Genomic DNA, 21152 nt, shown 5'->3' with positions numbered 1-21152 from the left:
CCCGTGCATCAGGCGTGGAGGAGCGTGGCGCGGTCGCCCGCGAAGGCGGCGCGCGTGATGGTCTGCATCGCGGCCAGATCGAGCGGCCGCGGGTTATTCTTGATCAGCCGCGCCGCGTTGAGTGAATATTCCGCGACATGGTCCTGCTGTTCGGCGCGCAACCCAAGGTCGGCGAGCGAGCGCGGTATGGCGATCCGCTGGAACAAGGCGTCGACCGCGTCGATGAACGCCTGCGCGCGCTCCGCCGGCGTCGCACCCGCGATTCCGACCAGCTCGGCCAGCTCGGCGAATCCGTCCGCGCAGGCGGGGCGGTTGAACTGCATGACATAGGGGAGCAGCGTCGCCACGCCCTGCCCGTGCGCGGTATGCGTGAGGTTGCCTACCGGATATTGCAGCGCGTGCGCCGCCGCGGTGCCGGCGGTGCCGAAGGCGCAGCCCGCCGCGAGCGCGGCGAGCATCACGCCCTCGCGCGCCTCGATGTCGCTGCCGTCGGCGACGGCGCGCTCGAGGTAGCGGAACACGTTGGTCACGGCGAGCTTGGCGAAATGATCCGACAGCACGTTCTTGCCGACGAACACATGCTGCTCGGTCAGCATCGCGTCGATCGGGCGCGCCAGCGTGGTATAGGCCTCGACCGCGTGGGTCAGCGCGTCGGCACCAGAGAAAGCGGTCAGCGCGGGCGGACAGGTGACGGTCAGCTCGGGGTCACAGATCGCCACCTGCGCGATCAGATGCGGGCTGGCGATGCCGACCTTGGCGCCGCGCTCCTCGTCGGCGACGACGGCGACGGGGGTCGCCTCCGAGCCGGTGCCCGAGGTGGTCGGGACGGCGACCAGCGGCATCACCGGCCCGGGCACCGCGAACTCGCCGTAATAGTCGCGCACGCTGCCGCCATGCGTGAGCAGCACCGCGGCCACCTTGGCGAGGTCGAGCGAGCTGCCGCCGCCGACGCCGATCACCACGTCCGCGTCGAAGCCGCCCGCCGCGGCGACGCAGGCGTCGATCGAGCGCAGCGGCAGGTCGGGCACGGTGCCGTCGAACACGCGCGTCTCCACGCCGTGTGCGGCGAGATCGGCGAGCATCGCGGCGAACTCAGGCTGCGCGGCCTGGCGCTCGTCGGTGCAGAGCAAAGCACGCTTCCCGAGCCGCGCGCTGGCCGAGCCGAGCGCGGCGCGCTGGCCGCGCCCGAACAGGATGGAGCGCGGCAGGCGCGCCGCGCCGAACAGGGCTGGCACGGTCGGGTCGGACGTCATTCGAGTGTCTCCAGAAGTCATGCCGCGACGACCTCGTCAGCGGTGGCGAGCCGCCGCGACGCGTCGATCCGCAGGAACAGGAGGGCAGCGATCGCGCACAGCACCGCGAGCACCATGAAGGCGGGGAACCAGCCGCTGACGGTGACGATATAGCCGGTCACCGCGGCGGCGATCGCCGCGCCGAGATTGCCCAGCGTGTTCATCACCGCGGAAACCGAGCCGGCGAACTCGCCGCCGATGTCGAGCGTCACCGCCCAGGATACGCCGACGGTCAGCTCGAGCCCGAACACTGCGACGCAGAAGCAGATGATGCTGGCGGCGGGTGCGTCGATCGCGGCGGCAAGCGGCATCATCACCGCGGCGGTGACGAACCCGACCAACGCGACGACGCGCCGCGCCATCTTCAGCCCGGCACCGCGCTTGACCAGCAGGTCCGAGGTCCAGCCGCCGGCGAGATCGCCCACCACCCCCGCCATCAGCGGCAGGCTGGCGAACAGCCCCATCACCGCGAGATCGTAGCCGCGCGCGTCGTGGAGGTACTTGGGGAACCAAGTCAGGAAGATGTTGATGCAATAAGCGTAGCAGAAATACATCGCCGACAGCGTCCAGAGCTGCGGCTGCCGCAGCAGCCGGCGCCACGGCACCTTGGCGCGCGCCGGACCGGTGCCGAGCGCCTCCTCGATCATCGCGCGCTCGGTCGCGTTGACGCGGCGATGCTCGCGCGGCGTGTCGCGGTAATAGGCGAACCAGACGATCGCCCAGACCAGCCCGACGCCGGCGAACAGCAGGAACGGCATGCGCCAGCCGAAGTCGACGATCAGCAGCGCCACGAACACCGGGGTCACCGCACCGCCCAGCCGCGCACCGGCGTGAGTGAGCCCCTGCGCCCAGCCGCGCTCGGCCGGCAGCATCCAGCGCGACAGCGAGCGCGTCGCGATCGGAAACGCCCCCGCCTCGCCGAGGCCGAACAGGAAGCGGCACACCATCATCGATCCCGCCGACCAGGTCAGCGCGGTCGCCGCGGTGAAGCTCGACCACCACACCACCACCCCGGTCAGCGCGCGGCGCGGGCCGAAGCGGTCGCCGAGCCAGCCGCCCGGGATCTGGAACAGCGCATAGGCGAACTGGAAGGCGGCGAAGATCCAGCCCATCGTGACGAGGGAGAAGCCATATTCCTTCTGGATCGACGGCGCCGCGGTCGCGATCACCACACGGTCCATATAGGTGATCAGATAGGCCAGCACGGTGAGCCACAACACCGCGTGGCGCACTCGCGTCGGGCGCAGCGCGCCCTCGCCCGCTGCCGGTACGGGCTCCGCCAGCGCGCTCGCGGGGGTCACGGCCTGGCCGTGCCGCAGGCGTCGGGGGCGCGGCCGACGCAGGTCTGCCAGATCGTCGGCACCTTGCGCCCGGCGACATAGACCGCGTTGATCGCGCGCGTGTTGCGGATCTCTCGCGTCGGGTCGCGATCGAGCACGAGCAGGTCGGCCCATTTGCCCGGCTTCAGCACGCCGCTCTCGTTCTCGCGCAGGAAGCTGGCGTTGGTGCCGGTCGCGGCGGTGAGCGCCTGGAGCGGCGTGAGCCCGGCCTTGACCATCAGCTCCAGCTCCCAGTGCGCGAAATAGCCGGGGAAGCGCGCGGTCGGCCCGCTGTCCGTCCCCATGCCGTAGCGCACCCCCGCCTTCGCCTCGGCGGCGAGGCTGGCCATCGCGTTGCGCAGCACCGGCGGATATTTCGGGAACAGCGGTGACGCGGCGAGCTTCTGCTGCCGCTCCTGGCTCTTCAGCGTGGCGATCGTCGACGGCGCGACCCCGCGCGCGAAGAACGGCTCGTCGACGAAGGGCAGCAGCGTGTAGGTGAAGCTCGCCTCGCGGCTGAGCGTCGAGGCGAGCTGCCACGTGCCGCGTCGCTTCATCGCGGCCGTCAGCGCCGGGTCGGCGACACGGTCGCGCACCTGGTGCATGAAGACGTCGACGCCCTCGCGCGTCAGCTCCGCGGCGTTGTCGTAGTAGAAGATGTGTGCCGCCGCCTTCTTGTCCGCGGCGTGGGCAGCGTCGATCACCGCCTTGCTCACCTCATAGGGCATGCGCTTGGCGACGGTGCCGAACTCGTCGTCCATCCACAATTTGACGAAATCGTCGCCCTTGGCGGTCTCGCGCTGGACCATCGCGGTCGCCTCGGCCGGCGTCGCCACCGACTGCTCCAGCCCCGGCACGCCGCCGTAGCTGCCCTTATACACCACCCCCCGTCCGGCGGTGTAGGCGCGCGCCACGTCGATCCGCCCGGCGCGGCGCTGATCGGCGATCACCTGGTGGATCAGGTCACCGTCGGTGCCGAGCGTGTAGACCGAGGTGACACCATAGGCCGCGTAGAGCTTGAGCTGCGCCTCGACATTGGCGCGGTCGTAATATTTGGGGAAGCTCTGATCGACGCCGTCGACCAGCCCGAGATGGACGTGGCTGTCGATCAGGCCCGGCATCAGGAACTTGCCCCGCAGATCTTCGACCGTGGCGCCGCTCGGCTTTGGCCGCGAAGCGGAGGCGCCGACCCAAGTGATGCGGCCGTCGGTCATCACCAGCGCTTGGTCGGCGCGGGGCGCGCTGCCCGTGCCGTCGAAGAGCGTGACATGGTCGAGCACCACCGTCTCCGCCGCGGCCCCGCCGCCGAGACACAGCGCCGCTACCGCGACGCCGACGCGAGCCATCGCCCGCGCGCGACCTGGGCGAAACCGCCGCATCGCACTCCCCTCCATGTCATATCCTATATGATCTGACTAAGTAGGGGCCGGTTGGCTGTCAAGCGCCGGAACGTCGCGCCAGTCGAATGTTCTCAGGTGCTTGGCGTCGTTTCCGCGAGCACGTCGTCCATCCGCTGCTGCGAGCATAAGAGATGGTGGCGCACCGCCTGCTCGGCCGCGGCGGGATCATGCGCCACCAACGCGTCGATGATGGCGCGATGCTCGCGCGCGGCCTCGTGCGGCGCGTTGGTGGCGTAGAGCGCGCGAAAGATATGGAGGTGCGCGTGGAGCCGTTCGATCGTGTCCGCGATCAGGCGGTTGCCGCTGGCGGTCGCGATCAGCCGGTGGAGCGCGGCATCGGCCTCGGCGAAGCGGGCGTAAGCGCGTGCGTCTCCGTCCGCCACGCCCGACATGTCGCGGTCGATCGCGCGCAAGGTCGCGATGGCCTCGTCGGTCATCGCTTCGGCGGCGCGCGCGGCGGCGTAGGGCTCGATCAGCTGGCGCAGTGTATAGAGATCGCGCACCTCATGCCGCGTCATCTGCGGGCTGGCGCGATAGCCGACGTTCGGCATCTTGTAGACCAGCTTCTCGGCCTCGAGCTGGCTCATCGCCTCCCGCACCGGCGTCTGCGAGATGCCGAGCTGGCGCGCGACGGTGTCGATCGCGATCCGCTCGCCCGGCGCGATCCTGAGGCTCATCAGCATGTCGAGCAGATGGTCATACGCGCGCTCCACCATGGTCGGCCCGGGCGCAGGCCGCGCCGCGCGCGCGGGGGTCGGGGCGGTGCTGGTCGTGTCGGGGTGCCGCAAGTGAGTTCGCCGGTCCGTGGGAGGTACGGACCCGATCATATAGGGTTTATACGATCAACGTAAGATGCTGTGGGAAGCGGCTCGGCGCCGCGAGCCGTGCGCTGGGCCCGCCCCCCTCTTAAGCTTCTCGACGCTCGACGCCCTCCCGTCATGCCGGGCTCGACCCGGCATCCATGGTGTCGCTTTCGCCACCGCTGTGGCGTAGGCGGCACGATGGGTCCCGGCGCGAGGCCGGGATGACTCTTCGTTAAGAGCAGGCGGCACACCGGTGCGCGTGCACCGCGCCCACGTCCATCAGAAGCTGAAGCGCACCCCCAGACGATAGGTCCGCCCCAGCACGTCGTACAGCGCCGGGTTGACGAAGAAGGGCGACTTGGCGGGGTCGCGGTTGAAGAGGTTGTCGACCTTGGCATAGGCCGTCACCGCCTCGGTGATGTTGAAGGTCCCGCCCACGTCCATGTAGAACGCGCCCGGCATGAAGTTCTTGTCGATCGTCGGGCGCTGCGGCGTCGACTCCGGGCAGGTGCCCGGGCCGCACTCGATATATTGGTGTCCGAGCACGCCGTCGCTGAACCAGCGCTCCTGCACCAGCAGCGAGAAGTCGTCGGTCTCGTAGGTCTGCACCGCGAGCCACTTCCAGTCCGGCGTATTGCCCGTGTTCACGCCCGCGGTGTCGTTGGGGATCGTGCCGGTGAGGCCGGTGTCGGTGACGAACTTGCTGATATGCGTCGCCAGCGCGCGCACGGTGAAGCGGCCGGGCAGCCCGAGCGGCCGTTGCCAGCGGTAGCTCGCCTCGATGTCGAAGCCCGATGTGTCAATCGACGCCAGGTTGAACGCCTGGACGTTGATGAAATTGGGGCCGGCCTGGTTGTTCAGGTTGAAGGCGCTGCACGTCTCGGGGAGGACATTGCGGAAGCACAGGTTGACGATGTCACCCGCGCCCAGGCTCGAGATCACGTCGGTGATCTTGAGCTTGTACCAGTCGAACGACAGGCTCAGCCCCGGCGCCCAGCTCGATCCCGAGAAGGAGATGCCCGCGGTGGTGTTGCGCGCGATCTCCGGCGTCAGGTTGGGGTTGCCGATCGTGTTCTGGATCGCGAGCACGTTGACGTTGCGGAACGGGTCGAAGAAGTTCGGCTGCGTCGTCGTCACCGGCGCGGCGAACAGCTCGGACAGGTTGGGCGCGCGCACGTCGCGCGAGGTCACGCCGCGCAGGCGGAAGCCGTCGATCGGCAGGTCCCAGGTACCGCCGACCTTCCACGCCCAGACCGTGCCCGAGGTGCTGTAGTCGGTGACGCGCGCCGCGCCGTTGACGCTGGCACGACCGACCGAGTCGCCGTTGAGCAGCGGCACGTCGACCTCGACGAACGCCTCCTTCACGCTATAGGCGCCGGTGCCGTTCTTGTAGTTGCCGGCATACCAGTTGTTGCCCCCGGGCAGCTGGACCGGATCGAACGGATAGATCGAGTCGTACGGCTGGTTCTCGATACCCGCGCCATAAGGGTCGGCGGTGACCTTGTAGAACTCGTGCCGGAACTCGCCGCCGAACGCGAGCGACACCGGCCCGGCCCAGGAGCTGAACGGCGAGCCCGAGAAGTTGAGGCTGGCGACGTCCTGCGTCTGGCGCGTGCGCTGCCGCGGGCCATTGGCGGGCATGACATAGTCGAGCGCCTGCTGCGACGGGTTGCCGCCGAAGACGTTGAGCGGCTGGCACCCCGCGGCGCGCGCGACCGGATTGGCGCAGACGATCGCGCCGTCGAGCGTCGTGGCGTTGATCGCGTTGTTGAAGCGGTTGGTCAGCAGGATGTTGTCGACGTCGATCTTGGTACGGTTGGTGCCGTGCTCGACGTAGATATCGTAGCTCCAGTCCGATCCGAACACCGGCTGGCGTCCTTTGGCGCCGACCACGAAGCGATACTGGCGCCGATCGGTATGGACCTGGGTGTTGCCCAGCGCGGCGTTGCTGGTGCCGAACTGGAATTGCGTGATCCCCGCGGTGGCGCAGGCCGCCTTGACCTGCGCGGGGACATAGGGATTGGCGCACTGGATCGTCAGCGCCGGGCGGTTCTGCCCGCCGACCGGCTGGTTGTTGGTCTTCACCTGTGCGATGTTCGAGGTGACATAGATCTCGTTGTTGGGCGCGAAGTCGAAGCCGATCCGACCATAGCTGTTGAGCCGCTCCAGCCCCGACAGCAGCGAGCGGCCGGCGTCGACGTTGCCGGAGAGGTCGCCGCCCTGGCAGAAACCGGCGAAGCAGCCGATCACCGCCCCCGACGATGTCCGCGACGGCACGCCGTTCGACCCGTATTGGAACTGGAACGGGCTGCCCGACTGGTCGAAGGCGGTGCCCTGCAACGGCCCGGCGGTGATCAGGCCGTATTTCGCGAAGGTGATCGATTGCGCGAAGTCGCGCAGCACATATTGCGGCGAGCCGTCGTTGGTGACGTTGCGATTGACCAGCGTCGTCTGCTTGAACCAGTCGCGGCCGCCGGCGAGCCCGATGCCGAACTCGCCGCCGCCGACACCCTCGTCGCGCGCATATTCGGTGCTGCCGACGATATGCAGCCGGTCGTCGAGCAGGCTGGTGCCCGCGGCGAGCTGGACGAGCACCTGCTCGTTGTCGCCATAATCGGTGATGCCGCCCTGGACGTTGCCCTTCACGCCCTTGAAGCGCGTGTCGGTGATGAAGTTGACCACGCCGCCGACCGCGTCCGAACCGTAGGAAGCGGAGGCGCCGCCGTTGACCACGTCGACTCGCTTGATCAGCAGCTGCGGGAACTGGCTGACGTCGGGCACGCCGGTGACGTTGGCGCCGACGACGCGCTGGCCGTCGATCAGCGTCAGCGTGCGGATCGCGCCCACGCCGCGCAGCGAGAAGGAGCTCAGCCCCTGCGCGCCGCTCGAGGTGCTGAAGGTGTTGACGCTGGTGCCGCTCGAGCCCTGGAGCGACGGCAGCTGCGCGATCGTGGTGAAGACGTTGGGCTGGGCGTTGGCCGCGATCGCGCCGGAATCGATCACCGTCGTCGGCGTCGGCGCGGTGAAGCCGCTCGTGGTGATGCGCGAGCCGGTGACGATGATGTCCTGCGCGGCGGCGTCGCGGCTGGACGCAGTTCCCTGCTCCGGCTGGGCGGTGGAGCCGGCGGTGGTGTCGAGCTGCGGCGGCACCTCGGGCGGCGTCGTCGCGGTGCCCGCTTCCTGTCCGGCCGGCGCCGACTGCGCGCTGGCCGCGCCCGCAACGAGGGTGGCCGCCACCATCGCGGCCAGCGCGGCGCCGGTCCGCACCCGCGCGCGATGCGCGATCGTCTCTGCTCTCATCATCATCCCCTACTCCCAGTTCTTCTATCGTTGATCTCCGCCGGACGAGCGCCGGCGGCAGCCGGCCCGCGTACGGGCCGCACTAATGGGTTCGTCGATCCAAGAGGACGAGCGCGCGCGGCAAGACCCGGCGCCAGCGATCATGCGCGATCGTGGCCGTGTTGCTGTCGTGCGTCGAACCGAATGCCTTGCCGCCGATCCGCCGACGGCAGCGATCCTCCTCCTCTACTCTCGCACCGCGACCGGTACGTACCGCCACCCTTCGCCCGACCTCTTTGATGGGTCGCTCGCGAAGAACGGTAACGTTACCATGGAAGCCTAGTCATACCGCCCTCGGTGTCAACTCGGTCTCGCGAATAAAAACTTGCTGTTGCCTTTCCGCCCGGTTCTTCCCCCGCCTGCCCCGTCTCTAGAAATTTGGCCGACATAACAGCGGCTTATAGACAAGGTAGAAGGCGGACGCGGTTCAATCGCGGAACAGCAGCGGTGCCATCTGGTACAGGCTGCGGCGCCACGACAGAAACTCATGCCCGGTGTCGGGCGACACGTAGAACACGCTGTTGAGCCCGGCGCGCTTCAGCGCCTCGGCATTGGCGCGCGGATCGACGCTGGGCCGCGCGGCCGATCCCCGCGTGCGTCCGTTCTCGAGCTCGCGGCTGCCGTAGCTGACGAAGGTGAGCCGCACCTTGTCCTTATAGCCGGGCGCCGCGGCGACATCCTCGGGCGCGATCGTCCCGCCGCTCAGCAGCCCGATCGCGCCGAACGTGTCGAGGTTCTTGGGCGCGATCAGCTTGGTCTCGAACCCGCCCATCGACAGCCCCGCCATCGCACGGTGCGGCGCATCGGCCTGCGTGCGATAGTGGCGGTCGACATAGGGGATCAGTTCGTCGATCAGCACGGTGCGGAACGGCGTGATGTCGAAGCTGGCGAGCCCGCCCGGGCTGCCGGGTCGGACATCGTTGGTCATGCCATAGGTCATGACGATCAGGAACGGCCGCGCTTTGCCCGCGGCGAGCAAATTGTCCATGATGAGATTGGCGTGGCCCTGGTTGGACCAGGCGGTCTCGTCCTCGCCCCAGCCGTGCTGGAGGTACAGCACGGGGTAGCGCTTGCCATCCGCGGCGTCATAGCCGGGCGGGGTGTAGACGAAGGCGCGGCGGTGCGTGCGCGTGCTCGGCGAGGCGAACAGGATCTGCTCGACCCGGCCGTGCGGCACGTCCTTCACCGCGTAGATGTCGGCGTCGTGCGCGGGGATCTCGATCCCGCTCTCCCACCGCGTCGAGCCGTAGAAGTTCAGCGTGCCCGGATCGTTGAAGGTGCCGCCGTCGACGGTGAGGTGGTAATAATGGAAGCCCTCGTCGAGCGGCCCCTCCGACGTGCCGGTCCAGCTGCCGTCCGCCGCCTTGGTCAGGACGGTGCCGCCGCGCCCGCCGAGGCCGAGGCTGACCCGCACCGCCTTGGCATCGGGCGCGGTGACGCGGAAGCGGACATAGCCCTGCGAGTTGACCTGCGGATAGGCCTGGCCGGGCTGGTTGAGCGACGACGGTTTGAAGTCCTCAGCGATCGCCGCGGAAGGTGCCGGCGGTGTCGTCTGCGAAAGCGCCGGCGCGGCGGCGACGAGGCACGCGATCATGGTGGCACGAGCTGGTCTCATCACCCTCTCCTCTCCCGGTTCGCGATGCTCTACACGGCTCGACGAATCCTATCTGATATGTTCTACAGCATTCCCGGAGGGGCGCAAGCGATGAGAGCGGCGGTGTAAGGAGCAATTCACCCGCCCTCTCTTCCTAGAGCGTCATCCTGAACTCGTTTCAGGATCCACCGTGCCGCATACTCTCCGGCTGCGGCGTACGCGGGCCCATGGATCCTGAAACGAGTTCAGGATGACGCTGGTGGAAAGGTCGCGCCTTGTCATGGTAGCGTTAACTTCAACGATGCGCTGTAACAAACAAGGGAGAGGCGAGATGCGGCAAGTCACGAGGCGGATGGGCACCCTTGCGGCCACGCTGCTGACGCTCGTCAGCGCCACGGCCTCAGCGCAGGTCGCGCGGTTCGAGCGCTTCACCTATCAGGGCCGCACGCAGGAGCAGGCGCCGCTGTCCGCCGGCCAGTATCGCAACCCCATATTGAGCGGCTATTACCCAGACCCGTCGGTCACGCGGGTCGGGGACGATTACTACCTCGTCAACTCGTCGTTCGCGCACTTTCCCGGCCTGCCGGTGTTCCGCTCGACGAACCTCGTCGACTGGACTCAGATCGGCAATGCGATCGACCGCCCGGACCAGCTCGACTTCACCGGTCGGCGCGTATCGGAGGCGGTGTTCGCGCCGGACATCTCCTACCATGCCGGCGTCTTCTACATCGCCAACACCTGCGTCTCCTGCGGCGGCAATTTCATCATCACCGCGCGCGATCCTGCCGGCCCCTGGTCCAAGCCGATCTGGCTGCCGTTCGAGGGGATCGACCCGTCGATCTTCTGGGAGGGCGACCGCGCCTACATCATCAACAATCGCGCGCCCAACGAGCCGCCGCGCTACGACGGCCACCGCGCGCTGTGGGTGCAGGAATATGACTGGCGCGCGGGCAAGATGGTCGGGGAGAGCACGCAGCTCGTCAACGGCGGCGTCGACCTCGCCACCAAGCCGGTGTGGATCGAGGGGCCGCACCTGCTCAAGAAGGACGGCTTCTATTATCTCACCGCGGCGGAGGGCGGCACCGGCGACAATCACTCGCAGGTGGTGTTCCGCTCGCCCGCGCTGCGCGGACCGTTCATGCCCTATGCCGGCAACCCGATCCTGACCCAGCGCGATCTGCCCGCGAACCGGGCGCACCCGGTCACCTCGGCGGGGCACGCCAAGCTGGTGCAGACGCAGAACGGCGACTGGTGGGCGACCTTCCTGGCGACGCGCCCCTATGCCGAGGGCCATTACAATATCGGTCGCGAGACTTTCCTGCTGCCGGTGACGTGGCGCGGCGGCTGGCCGCACATCCTGGAGCGTGGCCGCGCGATCCCTTTCACCGCGGCGCGGGCCCGGCTTCCCGCCGGCCCCGCTCCGACGCTGCCGACCAGCGGCGACTTCGGCTATGTCGACGAGTTCGACGGCGCCACGCTCGGCCTGCAGTGGATCGGCATCCGCACGCCGCGCCGCCCTTTCTACCGGCTCGCCGGGGGTGTGCTCGAGCTGAGCGCCGCCGCGCGCTTCGGCGACCTGAGCGGCACGCCCGCCTTCCTCGGTCGGCGCCAGCAGCACCATGTCGCCACGGTATCGACGGTGCTGCGCTTCGCCCCCGAGCGCGACGGCGCACGCGCCGGTCTGGCGGCGGTGCAGAACGACCGTTCGCTGCTCGCGTTCGCGGTCACGCGGGTCGGCGGCAAGACGATGGTGGCGCTGTACCAGCGCGACCTGGCGGACAGCGACACGTTGGTCGCCTCGGCGCCGGTCGAGGCCGGCAGCGCGGTGACGCTGACGATCCGCGCCGAGGGCGGCACGATGGCGTTCGACTATACGGTCGGCGGCGCGCGACGAACGCTGACCGAGCGGCTCGACACGACCTTCCTCAGCACGCAGCGCGCCGGCGGTTTCGTCGGCACCGTGATCGGGCCGTTCGTCGAGGCGCCGTGATCGGGCCGCGCGGGCGCGGCTGCGTGGCCCGATCGGATCGAGCATCTCGCTCCCCGTCACCCGGACTCGCTTCGGGGTCCACTCATCCGCTCGCGCGACGGCCGGAGGCGCTCGCGGCACAGTGGATCCCGGACCAGGTCCGGGATGACGGCTGGGCGCAGTTGGAGCGCTCGCCGCAACCCGGAGACGAAGGCGCGAGGCAGATTATGATCTGCGACATCTGAAAGCCGAGCGTGCTCCTGCGCAAGCAGGAGCCCAGTGCCGCGATCGTCATCCTCGCGGCCCTGGGCTCCGGCTTTCGCCGGAGCACGCTTCAGCGTCGATGGATCCAATCCTACCCGCGTCGCAAGTCCGGCCCGCGCAGCCGCAGCACCTCGCCCGCACCCAATCGCGCGGTGACGCGTCTCGTACCGGCGCGCACCGTCACCGACCCCGCCACGTCGGCGGTGATCGCGACGCGCTCGACCACCCCCGCGCGCCAGGTCAGGTCGACCCGCCGTGCACCCCTCGCGCGCAGCCCGCGCACCGCGCCGCCCGGCCACGCGCGCGGCAGCGCGGGGAGCAGCAGGATCTCGTCGCCGTCGCTCTGCATCAGCATCTCGGCGATCGCACGCGCGCCGCCGAAATTGCCGTCGATCTGGAACGGCGGGTGCGAGTCAAACAGGTTCGGGTAGGTCCGCTCGGGGCCGAGCAGATAAGCGAGGATGCGGTGCGCATGATCGCCGTCGCGCAGCCGCGCCCACAGATTGGCGCGCCACGCGGTCGCCCAGCCGGTCGACTCGTCGCCGCGCAGCTCGAGCGAGCGCTTCGCCGCCGCGGCCAGCGCCGGGGTGCGATCGACGTCGATCTGCGTGCTCGGGAACAGGCCGTACAGGTGCGAGACGTGGCGATGGTGCGGCTCGGGCGCCGCGGCGTCCCAGTCCTCCTGCCACTCCTGCAATTGCCCCTGCGCGCCGATCTTGTCCGGAGCGAGCCGCGCGCGCGCCGCGGCGAGCTCGCCCGCGAAGGCAGCGTCGGTGCCGAGCAGCCCGGCGGCGCGCGCGGTCTGATCGAACAGGTCGCGCAGGATCTGCTGGTCCATCGCCGGGCCGGCGCACAGCGCGGCACCGCGCGGGTGGACGTTCTCGGGGGAGAGCGACGGGCTGGTCATCAGATGCCCGCTGGCGCGATCGGCCACGAGCGTGTCGAGGAAGAACAGCGCCGCGCCGCGCATCAGCGGATACACCGAGCGGAGATAGCCGAGGTCACGGCCGTAATCGTAGCGGTCCCACAGATGCGTGCAGAGCCACGCGCCGCCGGTCGGCCACAGGCCCCAGGGGGCGCCGTCGATCGGCGCGGTGGCGCGCCATCCGTCGGTATTGTGATGCGCCACCCAGCCGCGCGCACCGTACATGGCGCGCGCGGTGCGCTCCCCCGTCACCGCCAGCTCGCGCACCATCTGGATCAGCGGCGCGGTACATTCGGGCAGCGCGGTCGCCTCGGACGGCCAATAGTTCATCTCGGTGTTGATGTTGATCGTGTACTTTGAACCCCATGGCGGTTTGACGCGGTCGTTCCACAATCCTTGCAGGTTGGCGGGCTGACCTCCCGCGCGCGACGAGCAGATCAGCAGGTAGCGGCCATAGTCGAAATACAGCTGCGCCAGCGCCGGATCGGCGACGTGCTGGCTGGTGCGGACGCGCTCGTCGGTCGGCCGGTCCGCCGCCGCGGTGCGGCCGAGATCGAGCGTGACGCGGCGGAACAGCCGCCGATGCGCCGCGGCCGCATCGGCCGCGATCCGGGCGAACGGCCGCGCCGCCGCGGTCGCGAGCTGCGCCGTCGCGAGCGCGCGCGCGTCGCCGCCGACGTCGTCGAAGCGGCGATAGCTCGTCGCGATCGCGACCAGGATCGTCACCGCATCGGCACCGCGCAGCACCAGCCGGTCGCCGTCCGCGCGCAGCCTTCCTCCGCGCGGCAGCACGCGGACCAGCGCGGCGAAGCGCGTCGCCCCCGCGACGCCATGTTCGTCCGGCGCCTGTCCTTCCAGCGCGATCGTGTCGCCGTGCGCGGTGACGCGCGCGCGCTGGGGTGAGGCAAGCGCGATATCGAGGTCGATCGCGCCGGTGCGGTCGGCGCTCACTTCGACCGCGATCACCTCGTCGATCGGCGACGCCACCGCCACACGCCGATAGCGCACCCCGTCCGCGACGAAGCGGGTCGACGCCCGCGCCGCGTCGAGGTCCAGCTCACGATGATAGTCGCTCACCGTGCCCAGCCCGGGCAGGTCGAGCAACAGGTCGCCGATCGGCTGGTATGACATCTGGCTGAGCGGCCTCGCCATCACCTTGGCGTCGGCGAGCCGCTGCGCCTCGGCGTAGCGCCCCGCGGCGATGAGGCGCCGCACCTCGGGCAACGCCTCGCGCGCCGTTGGGTTGACGGGATCATAGGGTCCGCCGCCCCACAGACTGTTCTCGTTGAGCTGGAGCCGCTCGCGCGCGGTGCCGCCGAACACCATCGCGCCGAGCCGACCGTTGCCGAGCGGCAGCGCCTCGGTCCAGACGGTGGCGGGCTGTCGATACCAGAGCCGTGAGGTATCGGCCGCTGCGCGCGCCGCGACCGCGGGGAGCGCGACCGCCGCCGCCGATCCGGCCGCCGCCCCGATCGCGCCCCGCCGGGTCACGCCCTCTCGCCCTGTCATGCCGCACCCTCCCGCCGCGCGTGCCGGTGATGACCGCGTCGGTCGGGGGTTTAGCCCGGCGAACGGCGCGGACCAACCATCGCGCGCGACGAACGCGGCGGCGAGAAGGGGAAAAGCCCCGGTCGGCCATTTGCCCGCCACAATATCCCTGTATATACTGCGATATGCTCACCCAGCGGTCCCGTTACGCCCTTCGCTCCATGCTGTTCCTGGCGGGCGCGCCGGCCGGATCGCCGCCGATCCCGATGACCCGGATCGCCGCGGAGGCCAACGTGCCGCGCAAGTTCCTCGAGCTGATCCTCGCCGATTTGCGCGACGCCGGGCTGCTCCACAGCCACCGCGGCAAGATGGGCGGTTACGTGCTGTCGCGGCCGGCGCATCTGATCTCGCTCGGCGAGGTGATCCGCGTGATCGAGGGGCCGCTCGCGCTGGTGCCCTGCGTCAGCCGCACCGCCTATCGCTCGTGCAAGGACTGCAAGAGCGAGGCCGAGTGCGCGATCCGCCACGCGATGATGCGCGTGCGCGACGAGACCGCGCGCATCCTCGACGGCACCAGCCTGGCCGACGCCACCGCGAATCAGCTCGCCGCTGCTTGAGCGAACGCGGCAGCGACTGCCGCGGGGCCGCCGATAATAGGTCTTTCGTGGTGGGGTTCGCCCTCGACTTTCTCCGCTCTCGTCCGTCATCCTCGCGGGAGCGAGGCCGCTGCGAGATTGCTTATCCGTCATCCCGGCCTTGAGCCGGGATCCATGGTGCCGCAGAAACAACGGCTAAGGCGCGCGCGGCGCGATGGATCCCGGGTCAAGCCCGGGATGACGAAGGCTCCCGCGAGAATTTCGCCAAGGCGGGGCTTCAGAGACGCTGGCAGCCCGCTACGTCCTTCCACACCCGCGCGTCCGGATGTCGCCTCCGCGGAGATGACGATGAGAGGAAGGGTAAGCGCGCGGCTATTTGCTAGACCCACCGCCACGCCGCGCTTACCCACGCGGGCATGACCGACGCGCCGCTGCCCAGCACCGAGACCGACGCCGCTGCCGAGCTCGAGCGGCTCGCGCGCGAGATCGCGTACCACAACGCCCGCTACCATACCGACGACGCGCCCGAGATCAGCGACGCCGCCTATGACGCGCTGGTTCGCCGCAACGCCGCGATCGAGGCGGCCTTCCCCGCGCTGATCCGCGCCGACTCACCCGGCCGCCAGGTCGGCGCCGCGCCCGCCGCGCACCTCGCCAAGGTCGCGCACGCGCGGCCGATGATGAGCCTCGACAACGCCTTCGCCGACGAGGAGGTGGAGGAGTTCGTCCGCCGCGTGCGCCGCTTCCTCCGCCTCGGCGAGGACGAGCCGGTCGCGCTCACCGCCGAGCCCAAGATCGACGGCCTGTCCTGCTCGCTGCGCTACGAGGAGCGCCGGCTCGTCCAGGCGCTGACCCGCGGCGACGGCACCACCGGCGAGGACGTCACCGCCAACGTGCTGACGATCGACGACATCCCGCGCACGCTCCCCGACGAGGCGCCCGCCGTCTTCGAGGTGCGCGGCGAGGTCTATATGGAGAAGGCCGCCTTCGCCGCGCTCAACCACCGGCTCGCCGCCGAGGCCGAGGCGAGCGGCAAGGAGGCGCGGCGCTTCGCCAACCCGCGCAACGCCGCGGCGGGCTCGCTGCGCCAGAAGGACGCCGCGGTCACCCAGGCGCGCCCCTTGCGCTTCCTCGCGCACGGCTGGGGCGAGGCCAGCGCGGTACCCGGCGACACGCAGGAGGCGATCGTCGCCGCGCTGCGCGCCTGGGGCTTCCCCATCGCCGAGGCTTTCGCGCGCTGCGACGATGCCGCGGCCGCGCTGGCGGTCTATCGCGCGATCGAGCACCAGCGCGCCGACCTGCCGTTCGACATCGACGGCGTGGTCTACAAGGTCGACCGGCTCGACTATCAGCAGCGGCTCGGCAGCGTCGGGCGCGCGCCGCGCTGGGCGATCGCGCACAAATTCCCCGCCGAGCGCGCCGAGACCGTGCTCGAGGCGATCGACATCCAGGTCGGCCGCACCGGCAAGCTCACTCCCGTCGCGCGGCTCACCCCGGTGACGGTCGGCGGCGTGGTCGTCACCAACGCCACGCTGCACAACCGCGACGAGATCGTGCGGCTCGACGCACGCGTCGGCGACCGCGTGCTGCTCCAGCGCGCCGGCGACGTGATCCCGCAGGTGGTCGAGGTGCTGCCGCGCGACGCCGAGCGCGAACCCTATATCTTTCCCGACCATTGCCCGCGCTGCGGCAGCGAGGCGGTGGCCGAGGAGGGCGAGGTCGACGTGCGCTGCACCGGCGGGCTGATCTGCCCGGCGCAGCGGCTCGAACGGCTCAAGCATTTCGTCGGCCGCGGCGCGCTCGACATCGACGGGCTGGGCGAGAAGACGCTGGTGGAGTTCGTCGACCTCGGCTGGATCGCGGAACCCGCCGACATCTTCCGCCTCGGTGCGCATCGCGAGGAGCTGGTCGGGCGCGAGGGTTGGCAGGCCAGATCGGTCGATGCCCTGCTCGCCGCGATCGAGGCGCGGCGCCAGCCCGACGCGGCGCGGCTGCTGTTCGGGCTCGGCATCCGCCATGTCGGGATCGTCACCGCGCGCGACCTGCTCAAACATTATGTGACGTTGCCCGCGGTCGCTGCGCTGGCGGACGAGCTGATCGCGCTGCGCGAGCGCACGACTGCCGCGCTCGGGGAGGAGCCGAGCAAGCTGCGCACCCGGCTCGACAAGGCGATCGCCGAGCTGATCGGGGTGGAGAATATCGGCGCCGCCGTCGGCCACGCGCTGGCCGACTTCTTCCACGAGCCGCACAATCGCGCAGTGTGGGACGATCTGCTCGCCGAGGTGGCGCCGCCCGACTTCCGCGTCGAGACCGTCGCCTCGGAAGTGTCGGGCAAGACCGTCGTCTTCACCGGCACGCTGGAGACGCTCAGCCGCGACGAGGCCAAGGCGCAGGCGGAATCGCTCGGCGCGCACGTCTCGGGCTCGGTGTCGAAGAAGACCGACCTGCTGGTGGCGGGGCCGGGCGCGGGATCGAAGGCGAAGAAGGCGGCCGAGCTCGGCATCCGCGTCGTCGACGAGGCAGGCTGGATCGCGATCGTCGCCGCGGCGGCAGGGTGAACGCTACCCGGTTGAGGTGAGCAGGCGGGTAGTGCGGTGGCAGGAGCAGGCCGAACGAGTCGCAGCCTGCCGTCACGTCGCCACGACGAGGCGGTCCCGCGCCACGCCCGGCGAGCGTGCGGACGAAGGGTGCGGATCAACGCTGCAACGAGAGAAACCGTTTGCTGGTCCTTCCCCGGCCACGCGGTCTACCCTGTCATCCCGGCCTTGAGCCGGGATCCATCCGTCCGCGAGAGCAACGCCGCGGCGCTCGCGGCACCATGGATCCCGGGTCGAGCCCGCGATGACGGATAGGGCGAGCCGCTACCGCGACGATCAACATCTTGGGTCCGGCCGCATGGAACCGCTACTGCCGGCATGTCGGGACGGCCGAAGCGCCGCGAGCCACCCCGGCGCCGCTACCGCGCCAGGTCACCGAACAGCGAGACATAGTAGCGGATCCCCGGCGCGATGTTGCGCACCTCGGTCCGCTCGTTGAGCCCGTGGCTGAAATCGTCCGACTCTTTCATGAAGGTCGGGCTCGCGCCGTAGCTCGGGACGTGGTGATAGCGGAACCACATGCTGTCGCTCGCCCCCGCCGACATGCTCGGGAACACCGGCACGCCCGGCCAGGACGCGCTCAGCGCCTTGGTCACCGCCGCGACGAAGTCCGCCCGCATCGGCGAGGCATCATTGGCGACCGAGCCCTCGCTCACGTCGCGGATCGTCAGCGCCGGCTCGGCCGCGACCTGCTGGAGCGTGGCCATGACGTCGGCGGGCTTCACGCCGGGGAAGATGCGGCAGTTGATGTTGGCGGTGGCGCGTTGCGGCAGCGCGTTGAGCGCGTGCCCGCCCGACACCATCGTCGACACGCAGGTGGTGCCGATCTGCCCGACATAGGCCGGGTCGGCGGCGAGCACCGCGATCGCCTTCTCGTCCTTCGGATCCTCGGCGAAGGCGCGCATCGCGGCGGCGAGCTCACCGGTCTTCTGCTTGGCCGCCTCGCGGAAGAACGTCCGGGTGACGTCGGAGAGCTGCGGCGTGAAACGATACTGCCCGATCCGCACCAGCGCGGCGGAGAGCTGGTTGATCGCATTCTGCGGCCGCGGCGCGGAGCTGTGCCCGCCCGGGTTGGTGACGGTCAGCTCGAAGTCGGCGTAGGTCTTCTCGGCGCCGTTCCAGGTGAAGAACTGCGGCTTGCCGTCCTCGGCGAAGCGCCCGCCCCCGCCGTCGATGTTGATCACCAGCTCGGCATTCTTGAGCTGCTCGGCGATGAGCGCGCTGGTCTTCATCCGCGTCTCCTCGTCGCCCGAGAATTCGAGCACGATGTCGCGGCGCGGCTTGTACCCCGCCTGCTTCATCCGCAGCAGCGCGGTCATCGCCACCGCCGCGTCCAGCTTCATGTCGGTGGCGCCGCGGCCGTAGAGATAGCCGTTCTCGACCACGGGGGTGAAGGGATCGCGCTGCCAGTCGGCGGGCTTGGCCTCGACCACGTCGATATGGCCCGAGATCACCAGCGGCTTGGCCGCCGGGTCGCTGCCGCGCCAGCGCGCCACCAGATAGGCGGTGTCGTCGACCGGCGTGACCGTGACATCGCTCGGCGCGAAACCACCGGCGATCAGCACCGATCGAAGATAGGCGGCGAGCTGGGGGGTCTGGTTGCCCGCGCCGGCAACGCTGCGGAACGTGATCGCGCGCTGCGCGATCTCCAGCGCCTGCGCCTCGGAACCGATCGCGGCGCCCTTGTTCTGCGCCAGGGCCGGCGTCGCGGTCAGCGCGAACGCCGCGCCGACGAGAAACAGATTGCGCCCGATCGCCATGCACCATGCCCCTTTTACGTGAAGGACAAAGCGTATCGCGCGTCGCCGCGGACGCAAGCGGGATCGCCGCGCGGGCGACGGCGGCACGATGCCCCCGCCCCCGCGCGGCGCGGCGGTCAGGCCTTCTTGGCGCTGAGATGCGCGCTCAGGTGCTTGTTCATCTCGAACATGCTCGCCGACTTCTTGCCGAAAATCTTCTGCAGTTTGTCGTCGGCGTTGATCTGCCGCTTGTCCTTCTCGTCCTGCAGGTTGTTCTTCTTGATGTAGTCCCAGACCTTGCTGACGACCTCGCTTCGCGGCAGATCGTTCTTGCCGACGATCTCGGCCAGCTCGGGCGAGGGCGTTACGGGCGCGGTGATGCCGCCGCGCGCGCCGCCGGCGGACTTGCCGGTGGTCTTGACCTTCTTCTCGGCCGCGGCGGTTTCATCCTTGCCGCGCTTCTCTGCTGATCGTGCCATCACACTCTCCTCTTTCTCGCAGATCAGATGCCCAACGGCGCCAGCGGCCGATGCTCTGCGGCGGTAGTTTGCTCACGGAGCGAACGAAGCTGCAAGCTAAACGATGCGTTTGTGCGCTCCGGCACGCCGCGGACGGTGGCTTTTCGCGTCGTGCCGGTCAGTCAAGCGGTGGCTCGGGCATGGCGTGACGGTCGAGCGCGACGCTCGGCGCCCCTGTCGCGTCCCATCGCAGCGGCGCGACTCGTGGCGCGCGGCGCGCGGTACATCCCTGCCCCGCCGCCGCATTGGCGTGATAGACGATCCAGTCGCTGCCGTCGCGTGCGGTGAAGAAGGCGTTGTGGCCGGGCGCATGGATGCGCGCGCCGGGGGTGCTCGCCAGGATCGGCCGCGGCGCCTTGTGCCAGCTGCGGGGGTCGAGCGGGTCGGCGTCGGCAGCGGCGCGCAACACGCCCACGGCATAACCGTCCGACCAGCAGGCGCTGCCCGAGTAAGCGAGGAAGAGGTCACCGGTGGGTCCGCGCAGAAACGCCGGGCCCTCCAGGATCTGGCGCCCGCCCTGGCGCTCCCACGGCTGATCCGGGCGCGCGATCACGGTCTCTCCGGGCGCCAGCGTCCAGGGATCGCGCATGGGCGCGATCGCGAGCACGCTGTCCGGGCCATCATAGGCCGAATAGACGAACCAGCGGCGTCCGCGCGCGGTGAAGGTGGTGCCGTCGAGCCCGGGCAGCCGCGTGTTGATCCGGCCGCGGTCGCGCCACGTGCCGGCGAGCGGGTCGGCGGCATCATTCTCGAGCACGAACACGCCGCGATGCGCGTCGTCGTCCTTTCCCGCCGCGGCGGCGGTGTAATAGATATACCAGCGCCCATCGATATGGTGCAGTTCGGGTGCCCAGATCGAACGCGCATTGGGGCCGGTGGCGGGGGCGCGCCAGACGATCTGCTCGGGGGCGTCGGTTAGCCGCGCGAGGTCACGCGTCCGTCGGATCGCGAGCCGGTCGCCGCGGGTGACCATCACGTAGAACCACCCGCCTCGTGCCGCGATGTGCGGGTCGGGGCCGGAGGGAAGCAGCGGCGGCTGCGGCACGATCGCCGGCTGCTGGGTCGCCGCGACGAGACCGGTGGCGAGCGCGAGCGCGAGAAGGGCACGTACCATGCCCCCTCCTGCCTTCATCGAAGGGGTGGGTGCAAGGTCCGGTGCTGTGGGGATCGCTCTCTTTGTGGAGAGCGGTGTGTGTGAATGGGTTCTTGTTCGTGATGGGTGTGCAACGCGCGGGCTGCAATGCCTGGCGGCGACCTACTCTTCCACTGCTTAGGCAGTAGTACCATTGGCGCGGTCGGGTTTCACGTC

Annotated in this window: 14 protein-coding genes; 4 read left to right on the top strand and 10 right to left on the bottom strand. The window is 69.8% G+C overall.

All coding sequences use genetic code 11. The features are described 5' to 3' along the window. Positions 1-8: 8 nt before the first annotated feature. The 5 genes from EV292_RS09065 to EV292_RS09045 form a co-directional block, all read right to left on the bottom strand. Positions 9-1253: an iron-containing alcohol dehydrogenase gene (locus EV292_RS09065; RefSeq protein WP_132908908.1), complete on the bottom strand. Its 1245-nt coding sequence runs from the start codon at positions 1251-1253 to the stop codon at positions 9-11. 17 nt (positions 1254-1270) lie between these two features. Continuing rightward, on the bottom strand, positions 1271-2593 hold the full coding sequence (locus EV292_RS09060) for an MFS transporter (RefSeq protein ID WP_132908907.1): 1323 nt from the start codon (positions 2591-2593) through the stop codon (positions 1271-1273). Further along, complete coding sequence (locus tag EV292_RS09055; protein ID WP_132908906.1) at positions 2590-3957, bottom strand: amidohydrolase family protein; 1368 nt, start codon at positions 3955-3957, stop codon at positions 2590-2592. Before EV292_RS09055 ends, EV292_RS09060 begins: the two co-directional genes overlap by 4 nt. 125 nt (positions 3958-4082) lie before the next feature. Next, positions 4083-4799, bottom strand: a complete 717-nt coding sequence (locus EV292_RS09050) for a GntR family transcriptional regulator (RefSeq protein ID WP_243693685.1) — start codon at positions 4797-4799, stop codon at positions 4083-4085. Positions 4800-5093: 294 nt separating this feature from the next. Then, a complete protein-coding gene (locus EV292_RS09045; RefSeq protein WP_132909392.1) occupies positions 5094-8054 on the bottom strand; it encodes a TonB-dependent receptor in 2961 nt (986 codons plus the stop codon). Positions 8055-8199: 145 nt separating this feature from the next. Here EV292_RS09045 and EV292_RS09040 point away from each other — a divergent pair, with 145 nt between their 5' ends. Next, positions 8200-8436, top strand: coding sequence for a hypothetical protein (locus EV292_RS09040; protein WP_132908904.1), 237 nt, complete (start codon positions 8200-8202; stop codon positions 8434-8436). A gap of 144 nt (positions 8437-8580) precedes the next feature. Here EV292_RS09040 and EV292_RS09035 read toward each other — a convergent pair whose 3' ends face one another. Next, a complete protein-coding gene (locus tag EV292_RS09035; protein WP_132908903.1) occupies positions 8581-9768 on the bottom strand; it encodes an alpha/beta hydrolase-fold protein in 1188 nt (395 codons plus the stop codon). A gap of 310 nt (positions 9769-10078) precedes the next feature. Between EV292_RS09035 and EV292_RS09030 the strand changes: the two genes are divergently transcribed. Then, on the top strand, positions 10079-11737 hold the full coding sequence (locus EV292_RS09030) for a glycoside hydrolase family 43 protein (protein WP_132908902.1): 1659 nt from the start codon (positions 10079-10081) through the stop codon (positions 11735-11737). 334 nt (positions 11738-12071) lie between these two features. Here the strand turns inward: EV292_RS09030 and EV292_RS09025 are convergent, their stop codons facing one another. Further along, on the bottom strand, positions 12072-14414 hold the full coding sequence (locus EV292_RS09025; protein ID WP_132908901.1) for a glycoside hydrolase family 95 protein: 2343 nt from the start codon (positions 14412-14414) through the stop codon (positions 12072-12074). Positions 14415-14578: 164 nt separating this feature from the next. Between EV292_RS09025 and EV292_RS09020 the strand changes: the two genes are divergently transcribed. Together EV292_RS09020 and ligA are read left to right on the top strand one after the other, a co-directional pair. After that, on the top strand, positions 14579-15010 hold the full coding sequence (locus EV292_RS09020) for an Rrf2 family transcriptional regulator (RefSeq protein WP_132908900.1): 432 nt from the start codon (positions 14579-14581) through the stop codon (positions 15008-15010). Between the two features lie 395 nt (positions 15011-15405). Further along, a complete protein-coding gene (ligA, locus tag EV292_RS09015) occupies positions 15406-17547 on the top strand; it encodes an NAD-dependent DNA ligase LigA (RefSeq protein WP_132908899.1) in 2142 nt (713 codons plus the stop codon). A 398-nt stretch (positions 17548-17945) separates the two neighbouring features. Here the strand turns inward: ligA and EV292_RS09010 are convergent, their stop codons facing one another. The 3 genes from EV292_RS09010 to EV292_RS09000 form a co-directional block, all read right to left on the bottom strand. Further along, a complete protein-coding gene (locus EV292_RS09010; protein WP_132908898.1) occupies positions 17946-19346 on the bottom strand; it encodes a M20/M25/M40 family metallo-hydrolase in 1401 nt (466 codons plus the stop codon). Between the two features lie 116 nt (positions 19347-19462). Further along, on the bottom strand, positions 19463-19705 hold the full coding sequence (locus EV292_RS09005) for an SWIB/MDM2 domain-containing protein (RefSeq protein WP_243693733.1): 243 nt from the start codon (positions 19703-19705) through the stop codon (positions 19463-19465). A 256-nt stretch (positions 19706-19961) separates the two neighbouring features. Further along, positions 19962-20957, bottom strand: coding sequence for a glycoside hydrolase family 43 protein (locus EV292_RS09000; RefSeq protein WP_132908896.1), 996 nt, complete (start codon positions 20955-20957; stop codon positions 19962-19964). Positions 20958-21152 lie beyond the last annotated feature (195 nt).

The sequence above is a fragment of the Sphingomonas sp. BK235 genome, assembly GCF_004345855.1.
GTDB lineage: Bacteria > Pseudomonadota > Alphaproteobacteria > Sphingomonadales > Sphingomonadaceae > Sphingomonas.
Note: the sequence above shows the minus strand (reverse complement) of the source record. Positions and strands in the feature narration are given on the sequence as shown.